At 64.2% G+C, this 13,889-nt stretch carries 12 protein-coding genes and 1 riboswitch; of the genes, 4 read left to right on the forward strand and 8 right to left on the reverse strand.

What is annotated here, in order from left to right:
- The coding region (sucD, locus tag HP499_RS02260) for a succinate--CoA ligase subunit alpha (RefSeq protein ID WP_172322336.1) at positions 1-716 on the forward strand (716 nt) is incomplete at its 5' end.
- A gap of 164 nt (positions 717-880) precedes the next feature.
- Here the strand turns inward: sucD and HP499_RS02265 are convergent.
- Together HP499_RS02265 and HP499_RS02270 are read right to left on the reverse strand one after the other, a co-directional pair.
- Positions 881-3,802, reverse strand: coding sequence for a chitobiase/beta-hexosaminidase C-terminal domain-containing protein (locus HP499_RS02265; RefSeq protein WP_172322337.1), 2,922 nt, complete (start codon positions 3,800-3,802; stop codon positions 881-883).
- Positions 3,803-3,923: 121 nt separating this feature from the next.
- On the reverse strand, positions 3,924-4,715 hold the full coding sequence (locus HP499_RS02270; RefSeq protein WP_172322338.1) for a gamma-glutamyl-gamma-aminobutyrate hydrolase family protein: 792 nt from the start codon (positions 4,713-4,715) through the stop codon (positions 3,924-3,926).
- Positions 4,716-4,789: 74 nt separating this feature from the next.
- Here HP499_RS02270 and HP499_RS02275 point away from each other — a divergent pair, with 74 nt between their 5' ends.
- A complete protein-coding gene (locus HP499_RS02275; RefSeq protein ID WP_172322339.1) occupies positions 4,790-5,929 on the forward strand; it encodes an LOG family protein in 1,140 nt (379 codons plus the stop codon).
- Between the two features lie 7 nt (positions 5,930-5,936).
- On the opposite strand, the gene HP499_RS02280 is transcribed toward HP499_RS02275, so the two are convergent.
- The 3 genes from HP499_RS02280 to HP499_RS02290 form a co-directional block, all read right to left on the reverse strand.
- A complete protein-coding gene (locus HP499_RS02280) occupies positions 5,937-6,956 on the reverse strand; it encodes a matrixin family metalloprotease (protein ID WP_253951331.1) in 1,020 nt (339 codons plus the stop codon).
- Between the two features lie 108 nt (positions 6,957-7,064).
- Entirely contained in the window at positions 7,065-7,955 is an 891-nt protein-coding gene (locus HP499_RS02285; protein ID WP_172322341.1) for a matrixin family metalloprotease, read from the reverse strand.
- A gap of 84 nt (positions 7,956-8,039) precedes the next feature.
- Positions 8,040-9,191 (reverse strand): VIT1/CCC1 transporter family protein, encoded by a 1,152-nt coding sequence (locus tag HP499_RS02290; RefSeq protein ID WP_172322342.1) that lies wholly within the window; start codon positions 9,189-9,191, stop codon positions 8,040-8,042.
- A gap of 233 nt (positions 9,192-9,424) precedes the next feature.
- Here HP499_RS02290 and HP499_RS02295 point away from each other — a divergent pair, with 233 nt between their 5' ends.
- Positions 9,425-9,616: a hypothetical protein gene (locus HP499_RS02295; RefSeq protein WP_017197666.1), complete on the forward strand. Its 192-nt coding sequence runs from the start codon at positions 9,425-9,427 to the stop codon at positions 9,614-9,616.
- Here HP499_RS02295 and HP499_RS02300 read toward each other — a convergent pair.
- Positions 9,613-9,984: a hypothetical protein gene (locus tag HP499_RS02300; RefSeq protein WP_253951332.1), complete on the reverse strand. Its 372-nt coding sequence runs from the start codon at positions 9,982-9,984 to the stop codon at positions 9,613-9,615. The genes HP499_RS02295 and HP499_RS02300 overlap by 4 nt on opposite strands.
- 15 nt (positions 9,985-9,999) lie before the next feature.
- Positions 10,000-10,119: riboswitch (SAM riboswitch) on the reverse strand.
- A 296-nt stretch (positions 10,120-10,415) separates the two neighbouring features.
- The gene (locus HP499_RS02305) at positions 10,416-11,933 is read right to left on the reverse strand and encodes a sodium:solute symporter (RefSeq protein ID WP_172322343.1); all 1,518 of its coding nucleotides are present in this window, start codon (positions 11,931-11,933) and stop codon (positions 10,416-10,418) included.
- Positions 11,934-12,199: 266 nt separating this feature from the next.
- On the opposite strand from HP499_RS02305, the gene HP499_RS02310 reads away from it, so the two are divergent.
- Positions 12,200-12,775 carry a helix-turn-helix domain-containing protein gene (locus tag HP499_RS02310; RefSeq protein ID WP_024819844.1) on the forward strand — a complete coding sequence of 192 codons (576 nt, stop codon included), beginning with the start codon at positions 12,200-12,202 and terminating at the stop codon, positions 12,773-12,775.
- A gap of 30 nt (positions 12,776-12,805) precedes the next feature.
- On the opposite strand, the gene HP499_RS02315 is transcribed toward HP499_RS02310, so the two are convergent.
- Positions 12,806-13,711: a type IV toxin-antitoxin system AbiEi family antitoxin domain-containing protein gene (locus HP499_RS02315; RefSeq protein ID WP_172322344.1), complete on the reverse strand. Its 906-nt coding sequence runs from the start codon at positions 13,709-13,711 to the stop codon at positions 12,806-12,808.
- Positions 13,712-13,889: the final 178 nt, after the last annotated feature.

Consider the following 13,889-nt stretch of genomic DNA (forward strand, 5'->3'; position numbering starts at 1 on the left):
AAGCCATCGCTGAAACCGGCGCAGACGTCTCCATCGTCTTCGTTCCGCCGGCATTCACCAAGGACGCCGTGGTTGAAGCAATCGAAGCCGGCATCGGCCTGGTTGTTGTCATCACCGAAGGCGTTCCGGTTCAGGACTCGGCCGAATTCTGGGCACTTGCCCAGTCCAAGGTTGACGCTGACGGCAAGCAGATCACCCGCATCATCGGGCCGAACTGCCCCGGCATCATCACCCCGGGTGAGGCACTGGTTGGCATCACCCCGGCGAACATCACGGGCAAGGGCCCCATCGGCCTCGTCTCCAAGTCCGGTACCTTGACCTACCAGATGATGTACGAACTCCGCGACCTCGGTTTCTCCACCGCGATCGGCATCGGTGGCGACCCCGTCATCGGCACCACGCACATCGACGCCCTGGCTGCGTTCGAAGCTGACCCCGAGACCAAGGCAATCGTCATGATCGGTGAAATCGGTGGTGACGCTGAAGAGCGCGCAGCCGACTTCATCAAGGCCAACGTCACCAAGCCGGTTGTTGGCTATGTTGCCGGCTTCACGGCTCCTGAGGGCAAGACCATGGGCCACGCCGGCGCCATCGTGTCCGGCTCCGCAGGTACCGCACAGGCCAAGAAGGAAGCTCTCGAAGCCGCAGGCGTGAAGGTCGGCAAGACGCCGTCCGAGACCGCTACGCTGCTGCGCGAAGTTTTCGCAACGCTCTAGTTTTACCGCCGAAAGGCAGAAGAAGTACGACGACGGCCCGGCCTTCCCCACGGAAGGTACCGGGCCGTCGTCGTACTCTAAGTCGTCGTCGTACTTTAACGCAGCTGACGCGGGCCGAAGAGTCTGGGGGAAAACTCCGACCCGCGCCAGGTTCAGGGGGTTGGCTAGGCGATGATCCTCATGGCCTGCCAGCCGGTGCCGAGGCTGATCGGCGGTACGTTGCTGAGCGTTCCGCCTCCCGATCCGGGATACAGCCACAAAGTGTCTGCGATGCGGCCCACGATGTCGTTTTTGCCGTCGCCGTTAAGGTCCCGCGGCCCGGCCATTGCAGTGCGGGTGCCCCAGCCCGTCCCGATCTGCGTCCATTGCAGCCAGCCCCCGGTGCCATTGCCCGGATATAGCCATAATGCGCCTGTGTCGGTCCGCCGCGCCAGTACATCTCCCTTGCCGTCGCCGTTGAAATCGCCAGTGCTGAAGATGGCGTTCATGACGTCCCAGCCCCAGCCGATGGTGTAGGGAGTCCGCTGTCCTCCGGTGCCGGTTCCTTCATAGAGCCGGAGCTCGCCGTTGCTTCGGCGTCCGATGAAATCGGGGATCCCGTCGCCGCTGAAGTCTCCGGGAGAGAAGAGCTGCGTCATGGTGCTCCAGCCCGTGCTGACCTGTGTCCGTGTCCCGAAACTGCCCGTGCCGTTGCCAGGATAGAACCACAGGATGTCGCCCGCGCGTGCCAGCAGGTCCGGTTTGCCGTCCTGGTTGAAGTCGCCGGGGGTGACGGTATCGGTGATGCTGGACCAGGCCGGTGCGGCCAGGGCGATCTGCCGCGGGTCCAGCGTGCCGGAGGCATTGCCCGGGTAGAGGTAGAGATTGCCCGCGGTATCAGCGGCCAGCACGTCCGCCCGGCCATCACCGTTGTAGTCATGGGCCGATGGAGGTCCCGCTGCAGGCACCGTGTAGGTCTGGGTTCCTACCGCCGAGGTGTTGCCTGCAGTGTCTACGCCGATGTATTTGAGTACCAGGGTGGAACTGCCCATGACCACCGGATTGGCGGGGTTGTACTTGATGTTGGTGGGTGATTCCGTGGCCGTTGGCGTGCTTCCGTTGGTGGTGTAGTAAATCGATGCAGGCTCATTGGCGGACAGGGTGACAGTTGCCCCGCTGGCCAACGCACGGCTGGTGGGGTTGGCAGTGACCGTGGGTGCCGCCGTGTCAGGGGGAACCGTGTAGCTTTGCGTGGCTGCCTCGGAGACGTTGCCCGCTGTATCCCTGGCAAAGTACTTCAACGTCATGGGCCCGGGACCGTTGAAGGGGATTGCCGTTGTGTAGGGGAGCCCGGCCGTCAGGGGATCGGTGCCGTCCGTGGTGTACCGGATCTCGGCGGGTTCGTTTGCGGACAGTGTGATGGTGGTGCCCGCTGCGTACTGGCCGCCCACGGGGTTGGCCGTGACCACTGGCTTGGTGACGTCCGGACCTGTGGAGTAGGTCTGGGTCACTACGGCCGATGAATTGTTCGCACCATCCATAGCGAAGTACTTCAAGGTCAGCGGACCGTTCAAGATCAGTGGAGCGGTGTACTTGCTGCTGGCCGTAGTGGGCGTACTTCCATTGGTGGTGTAGTAAATGGTGGATGTTTCATTGGCCGTAAGGGTGATGGCCTGGCCGGCGGCATAGGTGCCTCCCGGAGGTGCTGCGGTGACCACCGGGGCCACGGTGTCCGCGCCCAGGTAGGCCTCAAACTCGGCCAAACCTGCATTGGTGGTGCCGGTGCTGACGGAGGTGATGTTGAGCCGAACCGAGCTCACGGTCTTGGCGGGAAACTTGATGGTGAGCCCGGATCCGTTGTTGGGCAAGGACGGCACTGCCACAGTGCTTCCATCTGAGAACTGCAGGTTGCCACCGGTGATCTGATCGGTCAGGAGGGGCCGATCGGACAAGGTCACCGCATTGATGGTCCGGGTAGGGGTGAAGTTGTATTGAATCCAGCTGCCCGCTTTCTGCCCGGCGGAGACCCATTCACGGGTGGCATCCATCGGCGTGCCCCAGTGGTATCCGTCGCGGACCTTTTCCGCGCTCTGCGCTGCGGCCTTCTGGGATGAAGCGGTGACGGTGGTACCCGCGGATTTGGCGGCATTGCCAACCCACTCTATGGCCGTGATGTATTGCCGTTTCAGCCATTCATCGTAGGGAGAATCAGGACAGCCCTCACCCGGGCTGCTGCAGACGTACATGTCGAAGTCCGCGAACCTGACAAAGGTGTCCACCTTGGCTGTGAGCTCGGCCCCGGTCACGTTCTGGGCGTATTCATCAATGACATAGGCATCGTAGGCCAGGGAGGTATGTGGGCCGGTGTAGCTGCGGGTGGCGAGCTGGGCGAACTTTGCGGTGGCCCAATGGTCGCTGTGGTCATAGGGGGTGGTGAAGTTCCCCGTCCAGTCCTGTGTGCGGAACGTGGTGGGCTGGAAGTTGGCCACGAGGCGGTTCAACGCCGACTGGAACTGGGACTTGGTGAAGGTTGCAGCGTTGTCCACCGGGCGGATTGAGGAAAGCCGGCCGTCCCAGAGTTTGAGGATGCTCTGGCTGCCGTATGCGGCACTGCCCAAGCCGTTGGGGAAACCATCCGGCAGCCGCATGTACACCACAGAGACATTGGGGGCGCCGTTGAGGGTCCGCATGGTCAGCGGGCGTCCAGGTACGCCGGCGTCGGACGTTGTCCAGCTGTTGGAGACGCCGGCCATTTTGGCGTAACTTGCCTGGATCCCGGATTCGAGGCTGCGCCAGTACGTGGCGCCTTCCCCGGCCTCGCCGGCGGTGGCAAACACGGTTTGGACGCAACGTTTGGCTTGGATATCGCGCATGAAGTCCGGGCTGAGGAAGAGCAGGTCGTCATCAGTGTGGGCAACAATTTGCATGGCACCGCCCGTGCCTGCACACGGCGGTTCAGCAGCAGCTGCGGGAGCTGCAGTGGTCAGGGCGAATCCGCCCATGACCACAGCGGGGCCAAGGAGCAGGCCCAGCGCACGTTTGAGGAAGGAAATGCGGCTATGCGGGTGACGAGGACGACTGGCGTGTTTTGGACGGTCCACAACCATGCTCCTTTGAGCAGATGTTGGGCCCCCCAGCCGGCAAACTTACGACGCCCCCTGGACGTCATTGCGAATGAAGTTGGTACTGGCTGAACTTCCGGTGACGCTGAAAGCGATGCAGTGAGCGCTACTGTACCCCACAAGAACGAGCCTGGGTAGGGTGCCGGCACACTTCCACGAAGGACACGAAAGGTGCCAGCCGCTCCGCGCCGGCAAGCTGCGGAACTTCGGGATGCCACTGCACCGAGGCAACCCACCGGGACGGGTCCTCCAGCGCCTCCACGGTGCCGTCGTCGGCGATTGCAGTGACCACCAAGCCCTCGCCCACACGGTCCACCGCCTGGTGATGCCCGGAGGCGATCTTGATGGTTGAACCTTCGGGGGAACCGTACAGTGCCGCGGCTTTGGAGCCAGCGGTGAGCCGGACAGCATGCCAGGCCCAGTCGCTGGCCACGGGATCGTGGGGATCCAAGCTGCTGTGCGTCACGGATGTCGGCGCCATGTCCTGGGTCAACGTACCGCCATACAGCACGTTCAGCAGTTGGTGGCCGCGGCAGATCCCCAGCAGCGGCAGGCCGGCGTCGATGGTTGCCCGGGCTACGTCGACGTCCAGATGGTCCTGCTCCTGGTTTACGTCATACAGCGTGTCCTCGGGATCCTGGCCGTACAGGCGGGGATCGATGTCGCCGCCCCCGGGCAGCAGCACGCCGTCGAGCCTTTGCATTTCGGAAGCCAGACGGCCTGCGCTGTCCGCCGAAACCGGAGTCAGCAGCACCGGCTGCGCACCTGCCTCGCGCAACAGGTCAACAATGTAGGTGAAGAGCTGGTTGGCTTCGCCCACCCGGGCGTCCGGGGAGTCCGAACTGCTGAGACGAACCGGAACACCGATAGGCGGACGCGCAACTTCTGAACTCTTCATGCTTCATGATGCACTGGACCGGAGCCCGGCGCGCAAACGCCCGCGTCACAGCGCGGTGATACTACGCTGAAAGCATGAATCGCACCGGAGCCCTGAACCCGAGCCCGCGGACACTGGACATAGAAAGCGTGGTCCACTTCGACCACCTGGTGACCGCAGGCGCCGGGTCCATGAATGGCTGGCACGCGCAATCCCTGGACCTCAGGGGCCACGCCCGGGAGCTAAAGGCCCTGGACGCCCAAGGCGCGATCTTCCTGGGATGCACTTTCGACGACGGCGTGGAAGAGAGCCTGCGGCGGCGCGGAGCGCTCATCTTTCCCAGGTTGCACGGCGTGCCGTTCGACCCCTACCGGAACAGCCTCTATACCGCGGAGGAGCTCTACCCGGACATCTCCTCCACCGAGTACGAGTCAACCCTGGACGCCCTGGTCTACCAGTGGAGCATCCTTCCCGGGCAGCGGGGAAGCCTGGACGCCACGCTCGCCGCGGCCCTGCACGACCACGCAATCGGTGACGCCTTGGACGAACTCCTGGAGCACGGAGCACTCTCCGGGACCAAAGTGGTGGGCGTCATGGGCGGGCACGCCGCCCAGCGCGGCACCAGCGACTTCGCCGACGCCGCACGGCTGGGCCGGCTGCTCGCCCAATCAGGCTTTGCCGTCGCCACCGGCGGAGGACCCGGGGCCATGGAGGCAGCCAACCTGGGTGCCTACCTGAGCAGAACGCCCGACGCCGACGCTGCAGCCGCCCTGGAAACCCTCGCCGCTGTCCCGGGGTTCAGGCCCTCGGTGACGGAGTGGGCGCGGCAAGCAGCCTGCGTCGTCGAACGCTACCCGCAAGGCACGCCGACGCTCGGCATTCCCACCTGGTTCTACGGTCACGAGCCGCCGAACCTGTTCGCGACGCACATTGCCAAATACTTCGCCAATGCGGTGCGGGAAGCCATCTTGCTGGAGCTATGCACCGGCGGGATCGTCTTCCTTCCGGGCGCTGCAGGAACAGTGCAGGAGATCTTCCAGGACGCCTGCGAGAACTACTACGGTGCCCCCGAAACGATCAGCCCCATGGTGCTGGTGGGACGCAAACACTGGGAACGGACACTCCCCGCCTGGCCCATGCTCCAGAGCCTGGCCAAAGGAAAACCCATGGCAGAGAAGATCTTCCTGGTGGACACCGTGGAGGACGCGCTCGCAGTGGTGGCCGGCCAGGGGTGAGGCGCACCTAGAAGTCCTTGCTGCAGGGACCCGTGCCGAGTTGGGCCAGGCCGGTCCTGTCCCCGGCCGCGTATTGACGGACCCAGGATGCCTGATCGAACATCAGCTGCCGGGGGTCCTCTACATGGTCCAGGCCCAGCAGGTGCCCCAGCTCGTGCATGATCACGGCAATGCCGATTTCCTTGCCCTCGGAGGTGTCCACAATGCCAGCGAATTGCGGGGCGTCAAGGGACACAGTGCCGGTGACATAGGCCTGGTAACCGTTGCTCAGGCCGATCGAGGAGCTCCCGCCCAAGCCCACAGTCTGGCCCGTCAGGCGCGGTACCTGCTCCGGGGTGCTCCACGCGATCAGGACGGGGGCCCACCGATCCCCGTATCTGGCGGGTTGGTATCCCTGCCTGTTGGTGGAAGGGACCTCGGAGCTGGGGCCGTCGTAAATGAACTTCAATCCCGTGGCCACGCTGGCTTGGCGGACAGCCTCGTCCACCAACTGCTGCCAGGAAGGATCCGCCAGGTCCGAGTTCACCACGTAGTGGATGGGCCTGCAGGGTGAATAAGCCAGGGGAGTGCCGTCGTCTTTCACGGCAAGGAACTTGTAGGAACTGCTGGTGCGGTTCACAGGTGCAGGGGTTCCCAGCGGTGCATCGGCCTCTTCCAAGCCGGGCACAGGGTCCTGGCGCTGCCCGAACGGGACCAGCCCGGGCCGGGAGCCCTGGCTTTGGGTAGCCGATGAATCGTGCAACTGCAGGTCGCCGCTGAAGTAGGCCCCTGCGCACACCAGGCCGAGGATGCCGAGGAAGAACAGGATGGCGGCAATGCTGCTGTGCTTGACCTGTGGTGGCGGCGGCGGCGGAGGTGGTGGAGCTGGTGGCGGAGGCGGCGGCGGCGGAGGTGGTGGCTGCGGCTGCGGCGGCACTGTGGCCTCGGGCTGGTTTGGGCTGCCCGGAGGAGCGTAAGGGCTGCCCGTAGGATTCCGGGGGCGGCGGGAAGCGGGGTCCTGCCACTGGGGCGACCCGTAAGGTTCCATGGAACCCCCTGACGTGGAGGCTGCGACGGGAGGTGGGGCGCCGCCGTCGGCCGTAGCCGCCAGCATAAGTCCAGACGGGCCGGGAGTCCATGCCCTGTGAACAGGGCGCTAAATGTCCTTGCGGCAGGGTGCTGAAGCGAGGAGATGCAGGCCGGTCAAGTCCCCGGCCGCCAGGCCGTCAGGGGCACCGATTTCCGGGTACATGAGCTGGACGGGATCATCCACATGGTCCAAACCCATGACGTGCCCCAACTCGTGCTGCATGACCGCTAGGACGTAGTCCGCGCCTTCGGGGTCGGCCAGGAGTCCGGAGACCTGCGGGGTGTCCAGCTCCAGGCTGCCCGTGATGTAGCTCTTGGGCCCGTTGTTCAGTGAATACATGGTGCTGCCGCCGGTGCCAATAACCTTGTCCATCAGGGCCGGGGCGGCCTCGGGCGTGGTCCACGAAATCAGCAGGGGAGCCCAACGGTCACCGTACTTGGCCGGCTGATAGGGCTCCCGCCTGTCTGCCGGAAGTTCGTCGGTGGTGCCATCGTTGACGAACTGGATCCCCGAAGCGGCCGAGACGTTCGCGATCGCCGTCTCCAGCAGAGCATCCGAACCCGCCGGCGCGGACGCGTTGTTCACCACGTAGTGCAGCGGCCGGCATGGCGAGTAGCCCACTGGAGAGCCGTCGTCGTTGGTGGCCAGGAACTTGTACGAATCGTTGCTGGTCTCCGGCGCCACCGGTGAGCCCAAAGGGGCATCCCCTTCCTCTAATCCGGGCGGAGGGGCATCTTCCGCCCGCGCCGGTGTGGTTTGCTTCTGTCCGCCTTGTGCGGAGCCGGGGACACTTACGCCGGGGAAGAGGGCGGTGATCCTGGGGTCTCCATGCAGGAATCCACTGACCAGGACCGCCACCACCGCGGCAATTCCGGCCATGAGTACGCCACGGAGAATGCGCCAGGCCGTTCCGGCACGGCGGTGCTTTGGCACACGCGTTTCCCGCTCTGAGTCCACGGTTCTCCATTCCTCACGCCCCTGTCACGCGGGGCAGCGCGGAGGACGAACCAACATTACGGGCTGCGGGGGGAGCCGTCCAAACTAGACAATGGTTGCTCCGAACACCAGGCCCAGCCCGTAGGTGGCGGCGGCTGCTCCCAGGCCGATTGCGAGCTGGCGCAGCCCGCGGCTCAGCGGTGATGTTCCGGACAGCAAGCCCACGACGGCGCCGGTCGCCAGGAGCGCGATGCCCACCAGCACACCGGCCACCATCAGGGCGGCGAAGCCCGTCATGCCGAAGATGAAAGGCAGGATGGGAACGATGGCGCCGGAGGCGAAAAAGCAGAAACTGGACATTGCCGCGCCCCACGCCGAGCCCACAGACTCGTGCTCATCGGTGGAGGGCTTTTCCGGCTGCAAGGAGAGGCTGGGATCGCAATCGCAGCTGAACACGCCCATGCGCTCAGCGGCACGGTGCTCGGCTGCTTCCCTTGTCATTCCGCGGGCCAGGTAGACCAGGACCAACTCGTTGTGCTCGATGTCCAACGACGGAGCAGCCGTGAGGGTGGCTTGCGTGGGCAAGGTTGCGTTGAGCAGTTCGCGCTGCGAACGGACCGAGACGTACTCGCCGGCGCCCATGGATAGGGCGCCCGCCAAAAGGCCCGCCACGCCGCTCATCAGCACCACGGGACTGGGCACACCCGTGGCGGCCATGCCCATGACCAGCGAAAGGTTGCTCACCAAACCGTCATTGGCTCCGAAGACTGCTGCACGGAAAGTACCGGAGAGCCGGTTCCGTCCACGCGTGGCCAGGCCACGGACAACTTCCTCATGGATCTGCTCGTCAGCCACCATGGCAGGGGTTGCCGCGGGTTCGGTGCCGTACGGGGAACGGCCTTCTGCGCGCTGAGCGAGGGCAAGCACAAAGACCGAGCCGAAGTTGCGGGCCAGGAAGCCCAGGAACTGGCTCCGGGCCGATGCTGCCTTGGGCATTCCGGCGTGCTCGCCAAGGAGCTTGAGCCAGTGGGCTTCGTGCCGGCCCTCGGCCTCGGCCAAAGCGAGCAGGATTTGGCGCTCTTCGCCGTCGCGCCGTTGGGCAAGCTCGCGGTAAACGGCCGCCTCGGCCCGCTCATCGGCCAGATACTGCCGCCAGCGGCGGATGTCCGACGAAGAAGGCGATGCTGCACCGTCATAAGGGGTGGAAGGGTCCGGAGCGGGGCTCGACGAACCGGGGGATTCGTGGTGCTGTTGCACTTTTTCTCCTGTGCTGGGTGGGGTAGTTGCGGCCCCATTGCACGCCCCACTGTACCGCTTATCTGCAGGGATTTTTGGCTGGTATTCCTCACTGGGAATGTTCGGCGCACCGTAATTTCCGGGCCTCCTTGACCCTCGCTGGACCCGGTGCTCAGATGGAAGGACAGGGGCGGGAGGAATCCCGCGCACGTTCAACCAGGGCTTTGAGCGGCCCGCGAGACGGAGGTTGCACCATGAACACCACCGAATCACACGCCAACTACCCGGAACGGACAACCATTGAGTCCGACCCGGCTTACGACTACGCCGAGGACCAGGAAGTAGACGAGCCCTGGGTTGAGGAAGTGGACGCTCCGGAGGACGACGAACGCGTGGTCCCCATCGACGAAACCGAGGAGTTCCGGGAGGAAGACGAGGAAATCTAGGCGGTATTCTCCCGGGTTGGATCCTGAGTTGGTTCCCCCTGGGGTGGGTCTTGGTGGCTGAAGGTGAAGTGCTGCTGTATACCCGCCCGCCGGCCGACGGCGGCAACTCTGACCGTCAGGGTTCTTGATGCCTCACACCAACGCGTTGGGCGGACGGCTTGCGCCAACGCCTGCGCGATCAGCTGCGGTTGGGGATGGCTGAACTGCCTGGTGCCCGCCTCGGCAGTGATGGTCACCGTGCCCAGGAAGAGGTCGACGGCGGGAATCACCGCCACCGTGACGGCTGCCGTTGCGGGCGGGGTGCTTGCCCGTGTGGTGTTGGCTGCGGGGGCGCTGGTTGCGGGGGTGGTATCGCCTTGGTACGGCAAGGGGTTGCTCCTTGGGGAGTGCTCTTGCCCGCTCGGTTGTCTCTGGTCCGGGACGGGCCGCTTCCTCATCCGAACCACCCGTGAACATGGGGTTGGTGTGTGGCCAGTCGGAGCTTGGCACCACATCTCTTGAAGCTGGGACAACCCTATCCCACGGCTGCCCACATCCCACGTCTTCCAGCTCCCCGTTGTGGGGCCTGTTTTGCGCCCTTCGTGACTACCTGGGGGCGTAGAGCGGGCCTTCCAACGGGGGTGGGGGCGTGTTGTGGGGCCTGCTTTGCGCCCTTCGTGACTACCTGGGGGCGTAGAGCGGGCCTTCCAACGGGGGTGGGGGCGTGTGGGGTGGGTACAACGCAAAGCGGCGCCGCCCCGGAAAGGGGAGGCGCCGCCGTCGAACTTTGCTTGTTTCTCTGTACCTGAGTGTGTGCCTGCTAGGAGGCGGGCGTGGTGAGTTCTTCCTCTGCCACGCGGGTGCCTGAAACGCGGTCCGTCCAAGCCTTCATGACGGCCGGATCGGTGGGCTTGCTCATCAGCGAAACCACGAGGTACGCCAGGGCGGAGGCAATGAGACCGAAGTAGATGGGCTCGTTGGCGTAGATGCCGTCCAAGGGAACTTCGGCATTGATTTCCAGGATGGTCATGGTCCCGAGGGTTACCACTGAACCGGCTGCCATGGACCAAGCAGCGGCGATGCCCGTTCCGCGCTTCCACACCAGGCCGCCGATGATGGCTACCAGGAGCCCGCCCACCAGGATGTCGTAAGCGATGGTCAACGCGGCAACCACGTCCTTGGTGGAGATGGCGATGATGATTGCGACGAGCCCCAGTCCGAGGACCCACATGCGGTTTGCCTTGACGTCGTGCTCGGGGTTGTCGGAGTCGGAGGTGTCCACCTTCTTGCCGAACCAGCTGGCTACGAAGGGCATGACGTCTGCGCGGGCCACTGTTGCCGCAGCGATCAGTGCGCCGGAAGCGGTGGACATCATGGCCGCGACAGCGGCAGCGAGAACCAGGCCGCCGATGCCGATGGGCAGGAGCCGGGTAGCGACCTCCGCGTAGACATCATCCTTGGCCGCGATCTCCACGCCGGAGAGGGCAACACTGGCAGCCATGCCGATCAGGGCACCGGCGAAGCCGTAGAGGATGCAGTAGATGCCTGCAGTGGCGCCACCCCAGCGGGCCACCGTGGGGGTCTTGGCAGTGAACACGCGCTGCCAGATGTCCTGGCCGATCAGGAGGCCAAGAGTGTAAACGACGAAGTAGGTGATGATCGTCTGGAGTCCGATTCCGCCGATGTCGAAGAAGCTCTCATCGACGCGGGCCCGGATGCCGTCGAGGCCGCCTGCAGCGTTCAGGGCGAAGGGGAGCATGAGGAAGAAGATGCCCACTGTCTTGATGACGAACTGGACCTGGTCGGCCAACGTGATGGACCACATGCCGCCGATGGTGGAGTAGACCAGGACGATAGCGCCGCCGATGGCGATGGCGAGCCAACGCTCCCAGCCGAAGAGGACCACGAAAATGGTGGCGTAAGCGCCGGTGGACGTGGCGCACAGCATCAGCGTGTAGGCCAGCATGACAATGCCCGAGGTCTGGGTGGCCGTGCTGCCATAGCGGAGGGTCAGCATCTGGGAGACCGTGTAGATCTTGAGCTTCTGGATGGTGCCGGCGAAGAGCAGGCTAAGCAACAACACGCCCGAGCCGATGGCCACCACCAGCCACATGCCGGAAATGCCGAACTTGTAGCCGAGGCCTACGCCGCCCACGGTGGATGCGCCACCAAGGACCACTGCGGCCATGGTGCCGGTGTAGAGGAAGGGGCCCAGGCGGCGGCCGGCCACCAGGAAGTCGCTGTTGTTCTTGGTGCGGGACTTGCCCCACCAGCCGAAAGCCAGCATGGCGAGCAGGTACACCACCACGATTGCGATATTTATAGCCGAAGATTCCATGAACGGTCCTTGGAGCTGATGCACGGAGGTTGGGGTTTTCGACGATACTCCTGCGAAGCGTCGAAGTCTCTGTGCTGACGATTGGAGATTGGGGATGTGTTGTGTGCCTCACAGGCAACACTTGTTGCCTATGAGGATATGTTGTGATGGGAGTAACAGTCAAGGGGCTTTGGTCATGCTTCCGCGTATTCTGGCGCTCTTGGCCTGTCTCCCGGCTACTATTGCTCCAATGACAGGGCCACATGACAGGCCTGAAAGGTTCGTGAATGAAGGCTCTACCCGTTGAACCGAGCAATGTTCCCGTTGCCATCGGTTCCAGAATCCGCGCAGCCCGGCAGGCGCAGCGCCTTACCATCGAGCAAGTGGCGGACGCTACCGGCCTGACCAAAGGCTTCCTTAGCCGTGTGGAGCGCGACCTGACATCGCCGTCGGTCGCTTCTTTGGTCACCCTGTGCCAAGTGCTGTCAGTGTCAGTGGGCGATTTGTTCGCCGCTCCGGAGACGCACCTGACCAAGCGCGACGACGGCCCCCGCATCTCCCTGGGTGGCCAGGGCATCGTGGAGCGCTTGCTGACGGCCCGCTCCGAGCGCCGCCTCCAGATTTTGCAGGCCACCATTGAACCGCGGGGCCGTGGGGAGAATGAGCTCTACGCAGTGGACTGCGACGTCGATGTCCTGCATGTGGTCAAGGGCAGGATCAAACTGATTCTGACCAACGAGGAATACGACCTCGAGGAAGGGGACACACTCTCCTTCCCGGGCCGTGAACCCCACACCTGGATCAATCCCACGGACGAGACCGTCGAGGTGCTGTGGGTCCTGGTGCCGGCTGCGAGCCGGTAGGTTTTCGCCCCGCGCCGCGCTCCCTCCCGGTTACCTCCCGTTTTGGAGCCGGGGGAGTGGGCTGAACCCTGGAAACCCGGGGTTCAGTGGTGCAAGGGTGGCCACCAACTGGGCAGGAGCGTCCCGGCGCAGCGTGAGAACCGCCTGGATCTCCGCAATCACCCGCTCCGGTTCGAACCAAATCACCTCCGGCGGGTACCTGAGAACGGAATATCCGTTGATGGTGGAGGCGTTGTTCCGTGCCAAGTCGTTCCGCAAAGCCCTCCTGTTGGAGTGAAACGCGAAGCCATCCACTTCAACAATGAGGAATTCTTCGAGAAGAAGGTCGACGCGCCCGATTCCAGGTATGGCTACCTGCGCCTCGAAAGCGATTCCATGTGTGCGGAGCAAGTGCTGCGCATCGACCTCAACGATTGACTCTGCACGTAGATCGAGCTCGTGTAGCGCCGTCAGTACAGGCCTGGATCTGTCCCCGCGGAGTTGCTCCTTGAGCAATGCCAGCGGCACACCGTGCAAGCGAATGGCCGAGGTGGCCATGGCTGTTGATGCCGGAGGCTCGAGGCAACACATCGCGTGCAGCACTACGTCCTCCAGGGCCGCCACCGGCAGGGTGGGATGTGGCTCGAACCGGGCCGTCCTGTGCCGGATAAACCCGCTGCCGTGCCCATGATCGCAGGCCAGATGGTGCTGGCCCGGAGTCGTTCTGAGCCAGAGCCCGAAGTGTTTAGCAGCGCTGGCACAGGATACAAGAGCGTTGTAGCGGATGGCAGCGGCGAATTCCGGCTTGTGAGCATTGAGCATGTAAACGCCCCGCCGCGGGCGGCTGGCTCCCCGGGTTAACAAAGAAGCAACGTCTGATCGGGAAAAGCCTGCGCGGAGGAGTTGACCGGTCCGGGCTACGCCGCCCAACTCTTGAAGATACAGATAGATGTCCATTAGCCCAGTTCACCGATGGCTGGCAGCTGCAGGAATAGTCCATCTGCCTTATGTGGGTAAGTGGCAACTGCGCTCCTCCCCGGTTGCCCACCCTTCCGTGAGTAGCCGAGGGCCGCTGACCCCGGAAATCCGGGGGCTGGCGGTGCTCGGTGGTCACAAGGTGGGTCACCAACCGGGG

The organism is Paenarthrobacter sp. CM16 (assembly GCF_013179505.1).
In the GTDB taxonomy this organism is placed as follows: domain Bacteria; phylum Actinomycetota; class Actinomycetes; order Actinomycetales; family Micrococcaceae; genus Arthrobacter.

Excerpts from the sequence above, each read along its gene's own strand:
- HP499_RS02295 (WP_017197666.1), top strand. The coding sequence starts at position 9,425 with ATGAACACCACCGAATCACACGCCAACTACCCGGAACGGACAACCATT.
- HP499_RS02275 (WP_172322339.1), top strand. The coding sequence starts at position 4,790 with ATGAATCGCACCGGAGCCCTGAACCCGAGCCCGCGGACACTGGACATA.
- HP499_RS02270 (WP_172322338.1), bottom strand. The coding sequence starts at position 4,715 with ATGAAGAGTTCAGAAGTTGCGCGTCCGCCTATCGGTGTTCCGGTTCGT.
- HP499_RS02265 (WP_172322337.1), bottom strand. The coding sequence starts at position 3,802 with ATGGTTGTGGACCGTCCAAAACACGCCAGTCGTCCTCGTCACCCGCAT.
- HP499_RS02305 (WP_172322343.1), bottom strand. The coding sequence starts at position 11,933 with ATGGAATCTTCGGCTATAAATATCGCAATCGTGGTGGTGTACCTGCTC.
- HP499_RS02315 (WP_172322344.1), bottom strand. The coding sequence starts at position 13,711 with ATGGACATCTATCTGTATCTTCAAGAGTTGGGCGGCGTAGCCCGGACC.
- HP499_RS02310 (WP_024819844.1), top strand. The coding sequence starts at position 12,200 with ATGAAGGCTCTACCCGTTGAACCGAGCAATGTTCCCGTTGCCATCGGT.
- HP499_RS02280 (WP_253951331.1), bottom strand. The coding sequence starts at position 6,956 with ATGGAACCTTACGGGTCGCCCCAGTGGCAGGACCCCGCTTCCCGCCGC.